This window comes from Achromobacter sp. ACM02 (assembly GCF_014851605.1).
GTDB classification, from domain to species: Bacteria; Pseudomonadota; Gammaproteobacteria; order Burkholderiales; family Burkholderiaceae_B; genus Achromobacter; species Achromobacter aegrifaciens.
Genome location: NZ_JACUZY010000004.1, coordinates 258,506 through 276,530 on the forward strand (window position 1 = coordinate 258,506; position 18,025 = coordinate 276,530).

Here is an 18,025-nt window from a genome sequence, read left to right on the forward strand (position 1 = left end):
CCGCAGCCAGCCTAATCGATACGCGAGACAACCATGGGTTACATCATCCGGCGAGTGCTTGCCATCGTGCCTGTCATGGCAGTGGTGGCGGTGATCGTCTTCCTGCTGATCCACCTGTCGCCGGGAGACCCGGCGGCGCTCATCGCCGGGGATTTCGCCTCCGCCGACGACATCGCCAAGCTGCGCGTGGCGCTGGGCCTGGACGAGCCGCTCTGGCGGCAGTTCGGGCTGTGGGCGGGCAAGCTGCTGCAAGGCGACCTGGGCACGTCCATCTTCACCCACGTGCCCGTGACGCAGCTGCTGGCGCAGCGGGTGGAACCCACGTTGTCCATTGCCGCGCTCACGATGCTGGTCTCCATCATCGTGGCCGTGCCGCTGGGCGTGCTGGCCGCCTACCGCGCCGGCACCTGGATCGACCGCCTGGTGATGCTGTTCGCCGTGCTGGCGTTCTCGGTGCCGGTGTTCCTGGTCGGCTACCTGCTGATCTACGGCTTCGCCATCAAGCTGCAATGGCTGCCGGTGCAGGGCTATGTCAGCCTGTCCGAGGGCGTGGGCCCGTGGCTGCGCAACCTGACCCTGCCCTGTATCAACCTGGCGCTGGTGTACATCGCGCTGATCACCCGCATGACCCGCGCGACCGTGGTGGAAGTGCTGCACGAGGATTACATCCGCACGGCGCGCGCCAAGGGCCTGGCGGTGCTGCCTGTGCTGGAGCACGCGCTGCGCAATGCCGCCATCCCGATTGCCACCACGGTGGGCGTGGGCATCGCGCTGCTGATCGGCGGCGTGGTCGTGACCGAGACGGTGTTCGCCATTCCCGGCATCGGCCGGCTGGTCATCGACGCGGTCCAGCACCATGACTATCCGGTGATCCAGAGCGTGCTGCTGCTATCGGCCGGCACCTACGTGCTGATCAATCTGCTGATCGACCTCAGCTACCGGCTGTTCGATCCTCGCATCCGTTACTGAGCCGCCGCAGGAAAGAATCATGTCAGAAAGCTCGATTTCCACCAGCCCGCCCGTGGTGCTGCACGAGGCGCTCAGCGCCAGCGGCCGCCGCTGGCGCTGGATACGCAAGCACCCCACCCTGATCCTGGGCCTGGCGCTGCTGTTGATCGTGGCGGGCCTGGCCATCGCCGCGCCCTGGATCGCCACGCACAACCCTATCAGCATCAATCCGCTGCAACGCATGAAGCCGCCGTCGGCCGAACATTACTTCGGCACCGACGCGCTGGGCCGCGACGTGTTCAGCCGCGTGGTGTGGGGCGGCCGCGTGTCGCTCGTGGTGGCCATCGTGGTGGCGCTGATCGCGACCGCGGTCGGGGTGGTGCTGGGCCTGATGGCGGGCTTCGTGCGCTGGGCCGACGCGATCATCATGCGCATCATGGACGGCATGATGGCCATTCCCGACATCCTGCTGGCCATCGCCCTGATGGCGGTGATCCGCGCCAGCCTGACCACGGTGATCATCGCGATCGCCATTCCGCAGGTGCCGCGCGTGGTGCGCCTGGTGCGTTCGCTGGCGCTGACGCTGCGCGAACAGCTTTACGTCGAAGCCGCCCACGCCGTGGGCACGCGCCTGCCGGTGATCCTGCGGCGCCACGTGCTGCCCAACATGGTCACGCCGCTGGTGGTGCAGGCCACGTTCATTGCCGCCACCGCGGTGCTGACCGAAGCGGTGCTGTCGTTCCTGGGCGTAGGCGTGCCGGCCCAGGTGCCCAGCTGGGGCAACATGATGGCCGACGCCCGCAACTACGTGGCGGTGGCGTTCTACACCATCCTGTATCCGGGCATCCTGCTGGCCGTCACCGTGCTGGCGATCAACCTGATGGGCGACGGCCTGCGCGACGCGCTCGACCCCCGCCTGACCAACCAACGCTAGGAGCACGCCATGGCAATCTCTCCCGCCGCCGTCGCCCCTGGCGATGTGCTGCTCGAAGTCGACAACCTGCGCACCTACTTCGATACCGTGTCCGGCACCGTGCGCTCGGTGGACGGCGTGTCCTACCAGGTGCGGGCAGGCCGCACGCTGGGCGTGGTCGGCGAGTCCGGCTGCGGCAAGAGCGTCACCGCGCTGTCCATCCTGCGGCTGATCCCGACGCCGCCCGGGCGCTATGCCGGCGGCCAGATCCGCTACCGCGGCACCGACCTGCTGGGCCTGACCGAAAAGCAGATGCGCCAGATCCGCGGCAACCGGATCTCGATGATCTTCCAGGAACCGATGACCTCGCTGAACCCCGTGCTGACAGTGGGCCGGCAGATCGCGGAAACGGTGATGCTGCATCAAAAGCTCGGCCGCCGCGAGGCCTACCGCCGCGCCGAGGAAATGCTGCGCCTGGTGCAGATCGCGGAACCCGAGCGGCGCGTGCACGAGTACCCCTACCAGCTTTCCGGCGGCATGCGGCAGCGCGTGATGATTGCGCTGGCCCTGGCCTGTAATCCCGAAGTGCTGATCGCCGACGAACCGACCACGGCGCTGGACGTGACCATCCAGGCGCAGATCGTGGACCTGCTGCGCAGCCTGCAGCAGAGCTTGGGCATGGGCATCGTGCTGATCACCCACGACCTGGGCGTGGTGGCCGAATGCTGCGACCGCGTGGCCGTGATGTACGCAGGCCGCAAGGTGGAAGAAGCGCCCGTCACCGAACTGTTCGACCGCCCCCTGCATCCGTACACGCGGGCGCTGATGGCGTCGATGCCGTCGATGAACGCGTCGACGCAACGCCTGGCCGAGATCCCCGGCATGGTGCCCGCGCCCAGCGAGCTGGGCAAAGGCTGCAGCTTCGCGCCGCGCTGCGCCTACGCCACCGACCGCTGCCGGGCCGAAGCGCCGCAATTGCTGGAACATGGCAGCGACCACGTGGTCGCCTGCCACGAAGCGGCGCGCGTCGCCGCGCAACCGGCCCCGCAGGCGGCCGCTTCGACGCCCCCCGGCGCCGCCCTGACTGGAGTCCAAGCATGAGCGCCCGCAACCAGCCCGCCGCCCCGACCACGCCCTTGCTGGAAGTGCGCGACCTGAAGATGCACTATCCCGGCGCGGGCGGCTGGTTCAAGCCGCGCCGCAAGGTCATCCAGGCCGTGGACGGCGTGTCGTTCTCTGTCGCCCGCGGCGAGACCCTGGCGCTGGTGGGCGAATCCGGCTGCGGCAAGACCACCACCGGCAAGTCCGTGCTGCGCCTGATCCAGCCGACCTCGGGATCCGTACGGCTGGAAGGCGAGGAAATCCTGGCGCTGTCGGCCGAGCAGATGCGCAGCCGCCGGCGCGACATGCAGATCATCTTCCAGGATCCGTACGCGTCGCTGAATCCACGGCTGACGGCAGGCGACATCGTCGGCGAACCGCTGCAGAACTTCCCGACCTCGGGCGGCCGGTCACGCGCCGATGAGATCGCCTGGCTGTTCTCCAAGGTCGGCCTGCGTCCGGAGGCGATGAAGAAGTTCCCGCACGAGTTCTCCGGCGGCCAGCGGCAGCGCCTGGGCATCGCGCGGGCGCTGGCCCTGCGGCCCAAGCTGATCGTGTGCGACGAACCGGTGTCCGCGCTGGACGTGTCGGTGCAGGCGCAGGTAATCAACCTGCTGATGGACCTGCAGGAAGAGATGGGCATCGCCTACCTGTTCGTCGCGCATGACCTGGCGGTGGTGCGCCACATCAGCCATCGCGTGGCGGTGATGTACCTGGGCCGCATCGTCGAGGTCGCCGACCGCGACACGCTGTTCTCGCGCCCGCTGCACCCGTACACGGAAATCCTGCTGTCGGCCGTCCCGGTTCCCGATCCGCACAAGCCCGCGCAGCGCAAGCTGCTGCAGGGCGATCCGCCCAGCCCGGCGAATCCTCCCAGCGGCTGCCGCTTCCACACGCGCTGCCCGCTGGCGCAGCCAGTGTGCAAGGAGAAGCAGCCGGTCCTGACCCAGCGGCCAGACGGCTCGGACGCCGGGCAGCACTGGGTGGCGTGCCACTTCCGATGAGCGCGCCGCGCCTGCTGGCGGGTCCTCTGCCGGGCAGCGACCCGGTCTTTGGCCGCGGCATCGCCGAGCTGCGGTCGGCCATGGCAGCGGGCGCGCTCAGCGCCATGGACCTGGTGCGCGCCTACCTGGCGCGCATCGCCGCGCACGACCAGGCCGGGCCAGCGCTCAACGCGGTCATCGCGCTGAACAGCCAGGCGCTGGCCGAGGCCGCCGATCGGGACAGGGAAAGACAGCGCGGGGCGGCGCTGGGGCCGCTGCACGGCATTCCCCTTCTGCTCAAGGACAACATCGATACCGTGGGCATGCCCGCCACCGCTGGCTCGCTCGCGCTGGCCGGCCGCCGCCCGCAGCGCGACGCCGACGTCGTGCGCCGGCTGCGCGAAGCCGGCGCCGTGGTGCTGGGCAAGACCACGATGCACGAACTGGCCTGCGGCATCACCAACGTTTCTTCACTATCCGGCCGCACGCGCAACGCCTACGACGCCGCCCGCGTTCCCGGCGGATCCAGCGGCGGTAGCGCCGTCGCGGTGGCGTCCAGCTTCGCGGCGGCCGCGATAGGCACCGACACCAGCGGCTCGATCCGCATCCCCGCGGCCTTCAACCAGGTCTGGGGCCTGCGGCCCACGGCCGGACGCTACAGCAACGCCGGCGTGGTGCCGCTGTCGCCGACGCTCGACACGGTCGGCCCGATGGCCCGCAGCCTTGCTGATATCTCAGCCCTGTGGTCGGTGATGGCGGGACAAGGCGAAGACGCGCGCGGCGCGGACCGGGCCTGGCGCATCGGCACGCTGGAAGCATTCTTCGGCCCAGCCGGCGCGGAACTGGAGGTGTCGCGCCACGTCCGCGCGGCGCTCGCCGGCTGGCAAGCCGAGGGCGCACAGATCCAGCCAGTCGCGCTGGCGCTGGAAGACGCGCGCCTGACCGCCGCCAACGTCACCGGCCATGAATTCCGCGACGCGCTGGCCCTGTGCCTGCGCGATGCGGGTCTGCCTGTGCGCAGCCTGACCGACATCCTGGACGGCGGTTATCCCCACCCGGAAGTCGCGCCGCTGCTGCGCGAGCGCGATGCGCTGCGCGATCCCGACGGCAGCGCGCGCCTCGCGGTGCTGGCCCGCGCCCAGGCGCTGCGCGACGAATTGTTGACTGCCATGGACCAAGGCCAGCTGGACCTGCTGGCCTATCCCAGCGTGCGTGGCGCGCCGGCACTGCTGGGCCAGGCCCAGCGCGGCGGCAATGGGCTGCTCGCGGCGGTGACCGGACTGCCGGCCTTGAGCGTGCCCATCGGCTTCACGCCCAGCGGAATACCCGTCGGCCTGGAACTGCTGGGTCGCGCGGGCAGCGAGCGCCAGCTGTTTCAGGCTGCGCGGCGCTTCCAGGCTTGAAAGCTCCTTGCCGCGTAAGCAGCCGTAGCGGTCACGCTCTGGCCTCCTCGACGATCCAGTCGATGAAGGCGCGGACTTCCGGACGCTGGACCGCGCCGGGCCTGCTGACGGCGTAGTAGGCGAACCTCGCGGGCCAGGGCTTGTCCAGCGCCTGGACCAGGCGTCCGGCCGCGATCTCTTCCTGCGCGTGCGCGGCGGGCACCAGCGCAAGTCCCTGGCCCGCTTCCGCCGCCCGGATCAGCAGGAAATCGTCATCGAACGCATTGCCGCGCTGCGCCCGGGCATCCTGGGCCACGCCATGCGCGCTTAGCCACAGCGGCCAATCGGCGCGGTCCGCATCGTGCAGCAGCGGGTAATCCAGGCAGTCCGCCGGTTCGGCCAGCGCCGCTGCGAAGCCTGGCGCGGCCACCGGCACGAGCACCGGCGCCATCAGCGGCACCACATCCAGTCCCGGATAGTCGCCCAGCCCGTGGCGCAGGGCGACATCGACGTGGTCGCGCCGCAGATCGACCAGGGCAGGCGTCGCCTCTACCCGGATTTCGATGTGCGGATGCCGTTCCTTGAACCGCCCCAGGCGTGGAACCAGCCAAGACGCCGCGAACGTCGCCACGGTGCTGACGGTCAGGCTTTGCCGCGCCTGCTTCGCGGCCAGCATGTCCACTGCCTTGTCGATCTGCGCGAACGCCGCGCTAAGCATCGGATACGCCTCGGCGCCCGCCTCCGTCATGCGCATGCCGTGGCGTTCGCGCAACAGCAGGGCGATGCCGAGCCGGTCCTCCAGCAGCCGGATCTGCTGGCTGACGGCGCCCGGCGTGACATGCAAGGCCTGCGCCGCCGCGGTGATGCTGCCGCGCTGGCTTACCTCGACAAAAGTGCGCAGCGCCTGCAGGGGAAGCGTTGCCGTCATTTTAGATTTCCTAAATTTAAAAGTGAGAAATGATCGCTGTACCGGATCCCGCTCAACAAAGAAAATTTCAATGCCGCCGCGGATCCTGAATATTTAGCTAATCTTAAATGAGCAAGCCCATGCTGAATCTATACACCGATAGTTCTCCCAATGGCTACAAGGCCACCATCGCGCTGGAAGAACTGGAACTGCCCTACCGCCTGCACCATGTGCGCATCGCGCAGGGCGAGCACCGCCAGCCGGATTTTCTGGCCCTGAATCCGCACGGCCGCATTCCGGTACTGACCGATGATGAAACCGGCGTGGCGCTGTTCGAATCGGCGGCCATACTGCTGTATCTCGCGGAAAAGACCGGGAGGCTGCTGCCCACGGACATCCAAGGCCGCTGGGAAGCGATCAAGTGGCTGCAATTCCATTCCAGCAGCGTCGGTCCCATCATCGGGCAACGCGTGAACTTCGAGGTGTTCGACAAGGCGCGCAACCCCGCCGCGCTCGAACGCTACCAGCGCCTGACCGAGGATGCGCTCGCGGTGCTGGACCGCAGGCTGGCCGATCAGCCCTACCTTGCCGGCGACGCCTACTCCATCGCAGATATCGCGCATTTCGGCTGGAGCCACATCGCACGGATCATCGATTTCGATTTCAGCCATCACCGGCACCTGAGCGCATGGCACGAACGCGTGGCAGCGCGGCCCGCGGTCGCCAAAGGCATCACCCTGCCCGCGCCGGCAACGGGCGCTTGAAGGAAACAAGGACAGTCGGAATGGACACCACCCTCTCTCTCCATGGCACGACGGGAGCGTCGTACTTCGCTTTTTCCGCGCACCCCGGCTATCGGCGGATGTTCGCGCCCGACCGCCTGACGCTGGGCATCTTCCTGCCGCTGCGCTTCTATGAAGGCAGCATGGCGGTCCTTGCGGGGCAGGCCGAACTTGTGCGGCAGATCGACCGGCAGGAGTTTGCCGCCGTCTGGGTGCGCGACGTACCCTTGTACTCCCCTTCGTTCGGCGATGCCGGCCAGGTCTTCGATCCGTTCACCTACCTGGCCTTTCTGGCGGCGCAAACGAAGAAGATTGCACTGGCCACGGGCAGCGCGATCTTTTCCCTGCGCCCCCCCATCGATCTGGCCAAGGCGGCGACAACCATCGACCAATTGTCGGGCGGCCGGCTGGTGCTGGGGATTGCGTCGGGAGACCGTCCGGTCGAGTTTCCTGCCTATGGGCTGAATCACGACGAACGCGCTGCGCGTTTCGCCGAGGCGGTTTCGTACTTCCGTCAGTTGATGCGCCCAGGACGCCTGGAGATCGATTCGCCGCTGGGGCGCTTCAGCAACGCGGAATTCCTGCCCAAGCCCGCCGCGGGCGTCATTCCACTCATCGTCACCGGTTCGTCGGGGCAGTCGCTGCCGTGGATCGCCGAACACGCCGATGGCTGGCTGACCTATCCCGACGCCACCGATACATCGACAGGACCCAAGCGCCTGGGGGCCAAGATCCGTGCCTGGCGCGCCCAGATTCCCGACGGCGGCTTCCGGCCGCACATGACCAATGAATGGCTGGACCTGGCCGAAGACCCCGACCATCCCCGCACGCCCTTGCATAACGGCTTCGTGCTGCGCACGGGCAGGAAAGGCTTGATCGCGTTGCTGGAAGAATGGCAGGAGGCCGGCGTCAATCACGCCGCGCTGGGCATCCAGTTCTCGCAACGGCCCGCGGCGGACGTGCTGCAGGAACTGGCGGAGGAAGTGCTGCCGCATTTCCCCACGCATGAAGGGCCTGGGACTTTGCCGGACGCTTGGTAGCTCACGCAGGCGGCTACGCTATCCTTGACGGTTTTCATCCTCCAACCCCGTCATGGCGCAGCCCTCCGCCCGCATACTCGAAGGAACCATCGACCAGATCCGCCTCGCGGTGCCGCTCGTGCGGCACGATGCGTTCCTGCGCGTAGGAACAGAAAGCGTGATCGCCGCCGGGCTGGAAGCGCCGCAGATCAATCAATTGCAGCGCCTGCATCAGCAGGGCATGCCGGCGCGCCTGGGTGTGATGGACGGCGAAGAGGGGCCGGCCGTCTTCTCCTGGGCGGTTCCAGCGCGTGGAGAGCCCATCCCGCCGCGCTACTACCAAACCCTGAAACGGCGCGGCTGGCGCGAGGTCGTCATCGGCGGCGCGGTCTGCGCGGCGTTCGTGTGGCTGGCTTGGCTGCTCGGCATCGCCAGCCTCACACGCGTGTTCCTGATGGTCTTCTCGCTGGTCGTCGCCCTGGTGGCGCTGGTGGTGGCGGGTTCGGCCATGCACGGCCTCTGGCACAACCGCCGCCACCGCCCGCTGATCCTGGCCACCGAAGCGCTTTTCGATCCCGAGCAAAAGCCGGTTGCCGGCATACCTGCCCCGCCGCCCGAGCCGCCACGCCTGGAGCCGCTATCGACGCAGGACGAGGGCGAACCGCCCATCGGGTACGTGCGGGGCCGCCTTACCGGCCTCACGCATGAGATGCGCCAGGTTCACAAAGGGCCGAACTATGGCATCTACCGCTACACGGTCAACGGCGTGGACTACGCGATGATCGCCCAGGAAGCGTTCGGCGACGCGCTGCCCTTCCTGGCCGAGGGCGACCGCGTCGAATTGGCAGTGCGCACGGCCTCCGTCCACCAGGATGGCCGGCGCGCCGTCTATGCGCTGCGCAATCTGGAAGATGGCCGCTGCTATATGTGCCACCGCTACTACGGCGGCGAGCAAGGCAGGGACACGCCTATCCGCGTGGGCATGAGCCAGCGCGCGCGCCTGCTCAAGCTGATAGGCGCGTTGATGCTGACGGCCTGGCTGTTCGTGGTCGGCCTGCAGTTTTTCGCCGGACCGGACGACGGTTCGTTCCGGGACTTTCCCGAACTGGCCGTCTTCCTGCTGGCGCTCTTCTTCATCGTGTGGCTGGGCTTCGCCCTGCCCCTGCTATGGCTGGACACGCGCTGGCGCATGGGCAGGCCCACGCGGCGGCAGCGTTTCACGCAGCGGATCTACGCCATGCTGGACCTCGGTACGCCCCTTGCGCCCTCGCAGCGCATCGAAGACGTGTAGCGCGCGCAGGCCTCAGTTGCCCAGCAGCTTCACCGTCTGCGGGTTGTAGCCGGAATACGCGCCGCCGCAGCCCGTATAGGCTTGCGCGGCGGCGGGCAGGCCGGTAGCGCGGACGGAGAGTTCGCCGCGCGCGCGGATCTCCCTGTAGCGTTCGGCAGCCACCGTCTCATCCGGCAGGAAGTACAGCCGCACGCGCTGCAGGCCCTTGCCTGGGTCCTTGCCGCTCGCCGCGCTGAAGGCCGGGACGTTCACTGTCGCCTCGCGCCAGGTCCCGGGTTCTTCCAGCGTCTGCCAACGCACCCGCAAGGGCTGCTCCAGATCGAGCAGGACCGGGCTACCGCCACGCACCGGATCGCAAGGCTGCCGCAGCACGCTGCGCGCCGCCTGCGAGCCCATGTCATAGGCCTGGCCGTTGATCTCCACCCGGGCGATGGTCTGCGGCGTCAAGTTCTGCAGGCTGAAAATCGCCACCCCGGGCATCCCGGCCGCCTCCATCCGGTCGTCGGTGGTGCCAGCGAAGCGCGCGATGCCCGGCGCCACCTCGACGTGATCGGCATAGTGGTAATAGTGATAAACCACCAGCTCCGCTTCGCCCTGCGCGGACGCCGAGGGCAGCTTGCCCATATCCGGATACGGCTGGCGTTTCAGCGGCACGGACGCGCCTGGCGTTCCGTCCTGGCTGGAGTACACGTAGCGATCCACGCCGTCCTTCAGGCGCGCGCCGTCGTAGGGGAAATTCTCGCTGGCCGCGGCCCCCTGGTTCGGATAGCGGCGAAAGCGCGAAAACATGTGTTGAGCCACCGACCCGGGCTCCAGGTACGGCGACGAGCCCGACGACACGCTCCCGCCGCTCCGGTCCGTCCAGATCGTGCGCCCGCTCAGATTGACATGCGCTTCCTCGATCGCTGGGTGCGACGCCTGGAAACGGTCCCACCTGCCCTGCTCGATGGAGTCGCTGACGGGCACGATGGCAAGTGCCAACACCGTGGGCAGGAACATCAACGCGTGGACGCGCCCCGGCACCTGGCCTTTATCGCGCACCATGTAGATGATCCAGCACAGCGCCAGCACCAGGGCCAGAGGCCCGCCGAACAACACGCCATAGCTCAACAGCGCCTGCGCGCCCCAGCCCAGATTGGGGCTGGAGACGAACACGATGCCCAGGAACGCCAGCAGTCCCGCCAGCAGGAAGGAGACGATGATGCCAAACAGGTAGTGCCGGATTTGCTTCAAGTGCGCAGTCCTCGCCGGTCGCGGCATCGGCGCCATCCCGGTAGGCATGGCAGCCGACGATCTAGTCTGGCGGCAGGATAACGCTAATTCCAGTTCCGCTCTGGATCGGGAAGCGGATTTTGCCTGTCAATCCGCCAGCGCCCGCCCTGTTCTCTACGATGACGGGCGGCCCTTCCAGCGCCCCCCGAGGCTCGTCGCCTACTTGCCCTTGCGCAGCGACAGCGGCACACCCCAGATCGGGTCTTCCATGCCCTGCTTGCCCAAGGGCGTGATCTGCATCGGTGTCATCCTGGCCAGAAGCTGACGGTGTTCCGCGCTTAGGTTCTCAAGCCGCTCGATGTACTTCTGCGTGAACTCCATGGGCGCTGGACGCGTATAGACGGTCAGATCTTCGAGCGGGCATTCGATCATCTTCGGATCGACCGCGCGGCAGGCGGACTGCCGGTACTTGTAGCTCGGCGTCTTCAGGTGCATGCGCTGGCTCAGCACCAGTTGGCCGCCCTTGAGCGTGAAACTTGCCAGCGCCTGCTGCGGGGGGATGCGGGCCTGCACCTTGATCGCGGGGATATCGCGGGAATCGGTCTCTTCGCGATAGCCGGCCGCACCGAGCTGCGTGGTCTCGCTGTATTGCTGCTCGCCCCAGCTCACGCAGGCGCCCGAAGCCGCGTGCACGGCGGTGCAGACCGTGCGCGTCTTGGTCTCGGTGCCATAGGTAGCGTCGCGCCAGTTGGTTTCCCGGTAGAACTCGCGATAGAGCTCGGGCGACAGATAGGCGGTGCCGTTGGCGCCGCGGCCCGAACCCTCCTTGCCGCTCGCAGCGCCGACCTGGTCAAGCAAGGCATTCAGCTTGTAGTCGTCGCCACCGGTCAGCAGATATTTGCCCGGCGGCAGGATATGCACCTCGAAGGCCTGGAACAGATAGGTCGTCTTCTTGTCCCGTTGTAGCGAGTTGGTCTGAAAGCCGCGGCTGAAAGTTATGCGCGGATCCTTTTCGTACATCCAGATGACGCGCGAGGTCCATTTAGTCATTTCCAACGCGTCGCTCAGCGAACGATGCGGCATGATGTCGGCCACCAGCACCACGGCCATATCGTCCTTCAGCGCCGCGTCGATCAGATCCAGCAGCTGGGCATAGCGCGGATCGTTCCTGGTGCCTTCGGCGCTCAGGAACGGATGAGGCGCGCAGCCAGACAGGGCCAGCGCGAGCGCCAGGGCGGACAGGGCAAGTCGCGGACGCGTCAGGGTCATGGATCAGTCCTTGGTATGAGCGGGATCGGTCGGTTGAGCGCGCATACTACTGGCTCGGGGCCAGATCGCAATCCTTGCATAGCGGCTGAAACACACGCCGGCCGGCTCCGATCCGGCGTTCATGCAGACCCGCGCAAGCGCCCGGCCATGCATCGCAGCCGCCAGGCCAATAACGGCGGGGCCGCGGCTCCCCCGTACTGCCGCGCCGCCTCGCATGGGCGCTCGGATCGCTGACACAAAAGGTTTGAAATTATTTGTTGCGATTGTTTCTCGTCTCGGCGACGCTAGGCGTCGTCCATCGCGATTCCGCCCGGAGACCCCCGCCATGTCGCTCGCCCTTTACGGCCATCCCTTCTCCTCCTACACGCAGAAGGTGCTGATCGCGCTGTACGAAAACGGCACTCCATTCGAGTTCCGCTGCATCGGCCCCGACACGCCAGAGCACGCGGCCGAATGGCTGCGCCGCTGGCCCCTGCACAAGTTCCCGCTGCTGGAAGACGGCGGCCGCAACATCGCCGAGACCAGCATCATCATCGAGCATCTGCAGCTGGATCATCCCGGGCCGCAGCGCCTGCTGCCCGCCGATCCCAGGACAGCGCTGCAGGTGCGCTTCCTGGATCGGTTCTTCGACCTGCACGTCATGAACTGGACGCAGCATGCGGTAGGTGGCGCGCTCTCGGGCGACGAGAACAAGCGGCGGGAAACGCTGGCCCTGGCGGTGGAAAAGCTGGAAGTCGCCTATGCATGGCTCGAAACGCATCTGGCCGGCAAGACCTGGGCGGCTGGCGAGGACTTTACCCTGGCGGACTGCGCCGCCGCGCCCTCGCTGTTCTATGGCGACTGGACGCACCGCATCGCCGAATCGTATCCGGTGCTGCGCGCTTATCGGGCGCGGCTGCTTGCGCGTCCATCGTTCGCGCGGGCCGTGGAAGAAGCGCGGCCGTACCGGCCGCTGTTCCCGCTGGGCGCGCCGGACCGGGATTGACCCCGGGCCGGCAGACGCGTCACTCGTTACCGGCGGCCATGTCCCACACCTTCTGGGCGATGGGATTCTTCTGTTCCTCGATGATGTGCGCCATCAGGCCCACCGAACGGCCGATCATCGTCAAGGCCTTGCCCAACTCCGGCGTCAGGCCCATATCGAGCACGATGGCGCCCTTGGCCCCAGTGGCATTCAGCGGAATCTTGCGGCCCGACTGGCGGGCGGCCGCCGCGGCCAACTCGACGGCAAAGCGCGAGTAATTGCCGTAAAAGCCGCAGTCCCTGGCGATCTCAAACATCTTTTCGCAACGGGGATCGCCGTCCACGTGTATGGGATGCCCCACGCCGGGAATCTTGCGCTTGGCCGCCTTGTTAGCCGCGACGCATTCCTCGGCATAGCGGCGCAGTTCCTCGTCCGTGTAGCTATCCTGCTTGGGCAGGGCGTCGCGCAGAAAGCGCGCGGCGTATTCGATCACGCCAAGAAAGCGGCTGCCTGCGCCCAGCAATCCCGCCGCCAGGGCGCCCTGCATGGCCTCGGGCGCGCCGTGCAGGGTCAGCCGCGCCGACAAGGCGCTGGGCGTGAGGCCATGGTCGGTCGCGCTCACCAGGAACAGGTTGAGCATGGTCTTGAGCTGCGGCGTGGGGAACTCGCCCAGCAGCTCCAGGGCCAGCACGTCGATGAAATCGCGCTGGAACAGGTCCTGCACCAGGTCATGGCCTCGCACCAGGATGGTATGGGCGTCGCCGCCTCCGATCTTGCTGTCGAACATCTGAAATCTCCGTGTTTTTTTTCCGGGCAGCGGACGGCCGCTGCGCCGGCCTGCTATTCGATGACGGCGTCCAGCGCCACCACGCCGCGCCCTTCGTCCAATACCACCAGCGGGTTGACCTCCAGCGATTGCACGTCGTCTCCCAGCGCCGTGAACAAGGCCGCGATGCGCAGCACGGCATCCACCAGGGCCGCCCTGTCGCGCGCCGGCAGGCCGCGATGGCTGGCCAGGCGGCGCGCGATGCGCGTTTGGTCCAGCGCGCGCTCGATCTGCTTGCGGCTGGCCGGCAGATGGCAGCGCGCCACGTCGGCCTCGACCTCCACCCACACGCCGCCCGCGCCCACGCTCAGCACCGGGCCGAAGACCTCGTCGCGATGCAGGCCCACCAGCATTTCCACGCCGTCGACCACCATCTCCGACACCAGCACGCCGCGGATGGCCGCGACGGGTACCTGATGCCGCGCCGCGTTCGCGACAATGTTCTCGAAAGCCTGCCGCACTTCGGCTTCATCGCGCAGCCGCAGCTGCACGCCGCCGATCTCGCTCTTGTGCAGCACGCCGTCGGCCACCAGCTTGAGCGCCACCGGAAAACCGATGGCGCACGCGGCTGCCGCCGCCTCTTGCGCCGTGGCCGCCTGGGATTCGCGGGGCGCGCGCACGCCGTACTGCGCCAGCAGCGCCTTGGCCTGCGCTTCATTGCAGGGCAGCGTTACGACAGGCGCGGCCGCCGGCAGGCCTGCGGGCGGAGCGTCCGGCGCCTCGTCGGCCCCCAGGTCCGCGTACGCGCTGACGCGCTTGAGCGCCTGCATGGCGTTGCGCAGGCTGTAGACCGGCGCGAATCCTTCCTGGATCAGAAGGTCGTGCGCCGGCCCGCGGCGGCTGCTCATCCAGACGGGCACGAAGGCCTTGGCGCCGCCCTGTGCGACCGCCAGCATGTTGCGCACCAGCCCTTCGGTGCTGGCCGAATAATTGGAGGTGATGGGATAGAGCACGGCGTCCACGCCCGGGTCCGCAAACAGCGGCGCCAGGCAGCGTCGCGCCAGATCCGGGTCGGTCAGCGCCTTGGTGGTCAGGTCCACGGGATTGGTCAGGGCCGCGTAGGCGGGCGCGTGCCGCGCCATCTCGGCCACGGTTTCATCCGCCAGCGCGGCCATGGCCAGCCCGGCTTCGCCCACCTTGTCGGCCGATAGCACGCCCGCGCCGCCCGACGATGAATACACGCAGATGTTGCGCAGGCGGCGCACGCCCACGCGCGATATCAGGCTGGCGACGTCCAGCAGTTCGTCCAGGTCTTCGACACGGATGACGCCGTACTGCGAGAACACCGCGTCGTTGACGGCATCCTCGCCCGCCAGCGAGGCAGTATGCGATTGCGCCGCCTTCTTGCCGAAATCCGAGCGGCCGATCTTCAGCGCGATCAGCGGCTTGCCCGCGCGGCGCGCGGCCGCCGCCGCCGCAATGAAACGCGGGCCGCTGCGTATGCCTTCCATCACGGTGCAGATCAGGTCGGTTCCCGGGTCATGCGCCAGCCAGTTGATGAAGTCCGCGCTGTCCAGGTCCAGTTCGTTGCCGGTGGAGAACCAGCGCGAAAAGCACACGCCGCGCTCGTTGCCCTGCATGAGCGAACGGCCCAGGCCGCCACCCTGCGTCACCAGGCCGATGCGCGAAAGCTTTCCCGTCCTGCCGTCGTTGCGGAATTCGGTGGAAAAGGTCAGGCCCAGGCGCGGCGCCAGCATGGTCATGCCCGCGCAGTTGGGACCGTACAGGCGCATGCCGCTGCGCTGCGCCAGCGCCAGCATCTCGGCCTCGACCGTGCGCCCCGCTACGCCCAGCTCGGCGAAACCGCCCGTGAACACGATGACGTAGCGCACGCCCTTGGCGGCGCAGGCGCGCAGCGTGGCGACGGCGGATTCGGCCGGCACCAGCAGCAAGGCCACGTCGATGCCTTGCGCCGGCACCGCGTCCACGCTGGCATGCAAGGGTTTGCCGAAGAGTTCGCCGCCCTTGGGGTTGACCAGGTGCACCTCGCCGTCGAAATCCGAGTGCTCCAGCACGTTGACCACGGTGGTATGGCCCAGCGTGCCAGGCTTGCTGGAGGCGCCCACGATCATGACCGAACGCGGCCGCGTCAGCTCCACCAGATCGTCGAAGCGGACGTTGGGATCAAACTGGGAAGGACTGGCGCTCATGCGGCCTCCGGGCGGCATTTCATCAGGGTGGTCCATTCCGACTCCACCACGACCTCGCCGTTCTGGTTCTTCACCGTGCGCAGCATGGTCACGCGGCCCGTGCCGGGGCGCTTCTGCGACAGCGTCTTCTCGCCTATGCCCAATTCGACATGGATGGTGTCGCCGATGAGCACGGGCTTGCGCCACACGCAGCGCAGTTCGGTCAGCGCCAGCCGGGTGCCGTCCATCAGGCGGTACACCGGCATGCGGGTGGTCAGGCCCGACGCGATGGCCAGGGTCAGCATGCCGTGCGCGGCGCGCTGGCCGAAGGGATGGCTGGCGGCGAATACGGCATCCGTGTGCAGCGCGTTGTAGTCGCCGGACAGCCCGGCGAACTGCACCACATCCGCTTCGGTGATCGTGCGGCGCGGACTTTCCCAGGACTGCCCGGACGCCAGGTCCTCGAAGTACAGGCGGCGGCCCAGGTGTTCGTCCAGATCGAATGGCGTGCTCATGCGTAACGCCCTCCCGTCACGTGCACGGTCTCGCCCGTGGTGAAGCCGGCCAGGCGCGATGCCAGGAAGGCAACCGTCGCGGCCACATCGGCCGGGTCGCCCAGCCGGCCGACCGGCGTGTTGGTCTTGGCGCGTTCGGTCAGCTCTTGGTAGTCGGGGCGCTTCTGCATGCGCGGCGTCGAAATGACGCCCGGGGCGACCGCGTTGGCGGTGATGCCGAACTTGCCGGACTCCAGCGCCAACGAACGGGTAAAGCCGATCAGCCCGGCCTTGGCGGCCGAGTAGTTGGTCTGCCCGGGATTTCCCAGATGGGCGCGCGAGGCAATGTTGATGACGCGGCCGAAGCGCTGTTCCATCATCAGCGGCAGCACTGCGCGCGAGCAATGGAATGCCCCTTGCAGCGTCACGTCCAGCACCGCGTGCCAATCTTCCTCGGACATCTTGGTCAGATAACGGTCGCGCGCGAAGCCCGCGTTGTTGACCAGGATGTCCACCTTCTTCCAGCGCTCGACCGCCTGCTGCACGGCGCGGCCGACCTCGTCCTTGTTGGTCACGTCGGCGCGCACGCCCAGGACGTTCCCGCCCAAGGCAGACAGTTCGGCGCAGGCGGATTCGATCGCCTCTTCATTGGCGTCGCACACCACCACATTGCAGCCTTCCTGCACGAAGCGCCTGGCCATTGCCATGCCCAGCGTGCCCGCGCCGCCCGTGATGAAAGCGGTGCAACCCTTCAGTTCCAGATCCATGATGCCATTCCATTCGAGTTTCAATGTTCCTGCCACGCCGGGCCCGCCCGGGCCCGGCGTTCAATCGACCTGCAGGCGCGCCTGCTCCACCAGCGCCTTGGCGCCGGCTCTTTCCTTGGCCCAGAACGCCGCGAACGCTTCGGGCGTGCTGCCCACCAATGGCGTGTAGATGCGCGCAAAACGTTCCTGCACCTCCGGCATCTGTAACGTTTCGCGCAGCGCGCTGGAGAACTTGTCGACGATGGGCTGCGGCGTGCCTGCCGGCATGACCACGGCCTGCCAGGTCGTCACTTTGAAGCCGGGCACGCCGGACTCGGCCACCGTGGGCACGTCGGGCATGTCCGCCACGCGCTGGTCGCCGCTGACGGCAAGGGCGCGCAGCGCGCCTTCCTTGATGAAGGGCGCGGTGGTGGAGCGGCTGTCCACCATGAAGGACAGGCGCCCGGCGATCAGGTCCTGCAGCGCGGGCGCGCTGCCCTTGTAAGGCACGTGCGTCATGGGCGCGTTCAGGGCCAGCGACAGCGCGGCGCCCGCCACGTGCATGGAACTGCCGTGCCCGGCGGACCCGTACGACAACCCCGCGTCGGGCTTCTTCGCCGCCTGCACCAGGTCCTGCATGGTCTGGAATGGCGAAGACTTCGGCACCACCACAACCAGCGGCGAATCGGTCAATTGCGTGACCGGCACAAAGGCCTTGCCCGGATCGACCTGCACGCCCTTGTAGAGATAAGTGTTGATGGCCAGCGGCCCGACGTTGGCCCACAGCGCCGTGTAGCCGTCGGGTTCGGCCGTGGCCACGGCCTGGTTGGCGATGTTGCCGTTGGCGCCGGGCTTGTAGATCGGCACCACGGGCTGGCCGAGCTTTTTGGATAGCTCGTCCTGCACCATCTTGAACGCGATGTCCGAAGCGCCCCCGGGCGCGAAACCGATGACCATGCGCAGCGGACGGTCGGGCCATTCCGCGTGCGCGCCGGCCGCCAGCATGCAGGCGGCCAGGCCCGAGGCCAGCTTGACGATGAACTTCATGTTGTCTCCTGT

Annotated in this window: 17 protein-coding genes; 9 read left to right on the plus strand and 8 right to left on the minus strand. The window is 67.7% G+C overall.

Annotated features, from left to right (window positions below; translation table 11 throughout):
* The first annotated feature begins 33 nt into the window (after window positions 1–33).
* From IB258_RS13745 to IB258_RS13765, 5 genes are read left to right on the plus strand one after another with little or no spacing between them, the layout of a single operon-like run.
* Entirely contained in the window at window positions 34–969 is a 936-nt protein-coding gene (locus IB258_RS13745) for an ABC transporter permease (protein WP_054451821.1), read from the plus strand.
* Between the two features lie 19 nt (window positions 970–988).
* A complete protein-coding gene (locus tag IB258_RS13750; RefSeq protein ID WP_054451823.1) occupies window positions 989–1,882 on the plus strand; it encodes an ABC transporter permease in 894 nt (297 codons plus the stop codon).
* A 9-nt stretch (window positions 1,883–1,891) separates the two neighbouring features.
* Window positions 1,892–2,962, plus strand: coding sequence for an ABC transporter ATP-binding protein (locus tag IB258_RS13755; RefSeq protein WP_054451825.1), 1,071 nt, complete (start codon window positions 1,892–1,894; stop codon window positions 2,960–2,962).
* Window positions 2,959–3,966 carry an ABC transporter ATP-binding protein gene (locus IB258_RS13760; RefSeq protein ID WP_119451898.1) on the plus strand — a complete coding sequence of 336 codons (1,008 nt, stop codon included), beginning with the start codon at window positions 2,959–2,961 and terminating at the stop codon, window positions 3,964–3,966. Before IB258_RS13755 ends, IB258_RS13760 begins: the two co-directional genes overlap by 4 nt.
* Window positions 3,963–5,348 carry an amidase gene (locus tag IB258_RS13765; RefSeq protein WP_192352723.1) on the plus strand — a complete coding sequence of 462 codons (1,386 nt, stop codon included), beginning with the start codon at window positions 3,963–3,965 and terminating at the stop codon, window positions 5,346–5,348. Before IB258_RS13760 ends, IB258_RS13765 begins: the two co-directional genes overlap by 4 nt.
* A 31-nt stretch (window positions 5,349–5,379) precedes the next feature.
* Here the strand turns inward: IB258_RS13765 and IB258_RS13770 are convergent, their stop codons facing one another.
* Window positions 5,380–6,255: a LysR substrate-binding domain-containing protein gene (locus tag IB258_RS13770; RefSeq protein ID WP_192352724.1), complete on the minus strand. Its 876-nt coding sequence runs from the start codon at window positions 6,253–6,255 to the stop codon at window positions 5,380–5,382.
* Window positions 6,256–6,374: 119 nt separating this feature from the next.
* On the opposite strand from IB258_RS13770, the gene IB258_RS13775 reads away from it, so the two are divergent.
* From IB258_RS13775 to IB258_RS13785, 3 genes are all read left to right on the plus strand, one after another.
* A complete protein-coding gene (locus IB258_RS13775; RefSeq protein ID WP_054451831.1) occupies window positions 6,375–6,998 on the plus strand; it encodes a glutathione S-transferase family protein in 624 nt (207 codons plus the stop codon).
* A 98-nt stretch (window positions 6,999–7,096) separates the two neighbouring features.
* Window positions 7,097–8,056 carry an LLM class oxidoreductase gene (locus IB258_RS13780; RefSeq protein ID WP_208949719.1) on the plus strand — a complete coding sequence of 320 codons (960 nt, stop codon included), beginning with the start codon at window positions 7,097–7,099 and terminating at the stop codon, window positions 8,054–8,056.
* Window positions 8,057–8,108: 52 nt separating this feature from the next.
* On the plus strand, window positions 8,109–9,326 hold the full coding sequence (locus IB258_RS13785; RefSeq protein WP_192352725.1) for a hypothetical protein: 1,218 nt from the start codon (window positions 8,109–8,111) through the stop codon (window positions 9,324–9,326).
* 12 nt (window positions 9,327–9,338) lie between these two features.
* On the opposite strand, the gene IB258_RS13790 is transcribed toward IB258_RS13785, so the two are convergent.
* Together IB258_RS13790 and IB258_RS13795 are read right to left on the minus strand one after the other, a co-directional pair.
* Complete coding sequence (locus tag IB258_RS13790; protein ID WP_192352726.1) at window positions 9,339–10,559, minus strand: hypothetical protein; 1,221 nt, start codon at window positions 10,557–10,559, stop codon at window positions 9,339–9,341.
* A gap of 198 nt (window positions 10,560–10,757) precedes the next feature.
* Window positions 10,758–11,807, minus strand: a complete 1,050-nt coding sequence (locus IB258_RS13795; RefSeq protein WP_192352727.1) for a hypothetical protein — start codon at window positions 11,805–11,807, stop codon at window positions 10,758–10,760.
* A 325-nt stretch (window positions 11,808–12,132) separates the two neighbouring features.
* On the opposite strand from IB258_RS13795, the gene IB258_RS13800 reads away from it, so the two are divergent.
* Window positions 12,133–12,792: a glutathione S-transferase family protein gene (locus tag IB258_RS13800; protein WP_192352728.1), complete on the plus strand. Its 660-nt coding sequence runs from the start codon at window positions 12,133–12,135 to the stop codon at window positions 12,790–12,792.
* Window positions 12,793–12,811: 19 nt separating this feature from the next.
* Here IB258_RS13800 and IB258_RS13805 read toward each other — a convergent pair whose 3' ends face one another.
* Genes IB258_RS13805 through IB258_RS13825 form a run of 5 tightly spaced genes read right to left on the minus strand, consistent with a single transcriptional unit; the run spans window position 12,812 to window position 18,013 of the window.
* Window positions 12,812–13,558, minus strand: coding sequence for a citryl-CoA lyase (locus IB258_RS13805; RefSeq protein WP_192352729.1), 747 nt, complete (start codon window positions 13,556–13,558; stop codon window positions 12,812–12,814).
* 53 nt (window positions 13,559–13,611) lie between these two features.
* The gene (locus IB258_RS13810; RefSeq protein ID WP_119451915.1) at window positions 13,612–15,747 is read right to left on the minus strand and encodes an acetate--CoA ligase family protein; all 2,136 of its coding nucleotides are present in this window, start codon (window positions 15,745–15,747) and stop codon (window positions 13,612–13,614) included.
* Entirely contained in the window at window positions 15,744–16,241 is a 498-nt protein-coding gene (locus tag IB258_RS13815; protein WP_192352730.1) for a MaoC/PaaZ C-terminal domain-containing protein, read from the minus strand. The genes IB258_RS13810 and IB258_RS13815 overlap by 4 nt, the downstream gene beginning before the upstream one ends.
* Complete coding sequence (locus IB258_RS13820) at window positions 16,238–16,987, minus strand: SDR family NAD(P)-dependent oxidoreductase (protein ID WP_054452294.1); 750 nt, start codon at window positions 16,985–16,987, stop codon at window positions 16,238–16,240. The genes IB258_RS13815 and IB258_RS13820 overlap by 4 nt, the downstream gene beginning before the upstream one ends.
* A gap of 60 nt (window positions 16,988–17,047) precedes the next feature.
* Entirely contained in the window at window positions 17,048–18,013 is a 966-nt protein-coding gene (locus IB258_RS13825) for a tripartite tricarboxylate transporter substrate binding protein (RefSeq protein WP_192352731.1), read from the minus strand.
* Between the last annotated feature and the right edge of the window lie 12 nt (window positions 18,014–18,025).

Bases quoted from the DNA above. Each gene is read 5' to 3' on its own strand.
- IB258_RS13745 (WP_054451821.1), top strand. From the start codon at position 34: ATGGGTTACATCATCCGGCGAGTGCTTGCCATCGTGCCTGTCATGGCA.
- IB258_RS13750 (WP_054451823.1), top strand. From the start codon at position 989: ATGTCAGAAAGCTCGATTTCCACCAGCCCGCCCGTGGTGCTGCACGAG.
- IB258_RS13755 (WP_054451825.1), top strand. From the start codon at position 1,892: ATGGCAATCTCTCCCGCCGCCGTCGCCCCTGGCGATGTGCTGCTCGAA.
- IB258_RS13760 (WP_119451898.1), top strand. From the start codon at position 2,959: ATGAGCGCCCGCAACCAGCCCGCCGCCCCGACCACGCCCTTGCTGGAA.
- IB258_RS13765 (WP_192352723.1), top strand. From the start codon at position 3,963: ATGAGCGCGCCGCGCCTGCTGGCGGGTCCTCTGCCGGGCAGCGACCCG.
- IB258_RS13770 (WP_192352724.1), bottom strand. From the start codon at position 6,255: ATGACGGCAACGCTTCCCCTGCAGGCGCTGCGCACTTTTGTCGAGGTA.
- IB258_RS13775 (WP_054451831.1), top strand. From the start codon at position 6,375: ATGCTGAATCTATACACCGATAGTTCTCCCAATGGCTACAAGGCCACC.
- IB258_RS13780 (WP_208949719.1), top strand. From the start codon at position 7,097: ATGTTCGCGCCCGACCGCCTGACGCTGGGCATCTTCCTGCCGCTGCGC.
- IB258_RS13785 (WP_192352725.1), top strand. From the start codon at position 8,109: ATGGCGCAGCCCTCCGCCCGCATACTCGAAGGAACCATCGACCAGATC.
- IB258_RS13795 (WP_192352727.1), bottom strand. From the start codon at position 11,807: ATGACCCTGACGCGTCCGCGACTTGCCCTGTCCGCCCTGGCGCTCGCG.
- IB258_RS13800 (WP_192352728.1), top strand. From the start codon at position 12,133: ATGTCGCTCGCCCTTTACGGCCATCCCTTCTCCTCCTACACGCAGAAG.
- IB258_RS13805 (WP_192352729.1), bottom strand. From the start codon at position 13,558: ATGTTCGACAGCAAGATCGGAGGCGGCGACGCCCATACCATCCTGGTG.
- IB258_RS13810 (WP_119451915.1), bottom strand. From the start codon at position 15,747: ATGAGCGCCAGTCCTTCCCAGTTTGATCCCAACGTCCGCTTCGACGAT.
- IB258_RS13815 (WP_192352730.1), bottom strand. From the start codon at position 16,241: ATGAGCACGCCATTCGATCTGGACGAACACCTGGGCCGCCGCCTGTAC.
- IB258_RS13820 (WP_054452294.1), bottom strand. From the start codon at position 16,987: ATGGATCTGGAACTGAAGGGTTGCACCGCTTTCATCACGGGCGGCGCG.
- IB258_RS13825 (WP_192352731.1), bottom strand. From the start codon at position 18,013: ATGAAGTTCATCGTCAAGCTGGCCTCGGGCCTGGCCGCCTGCATGCTG.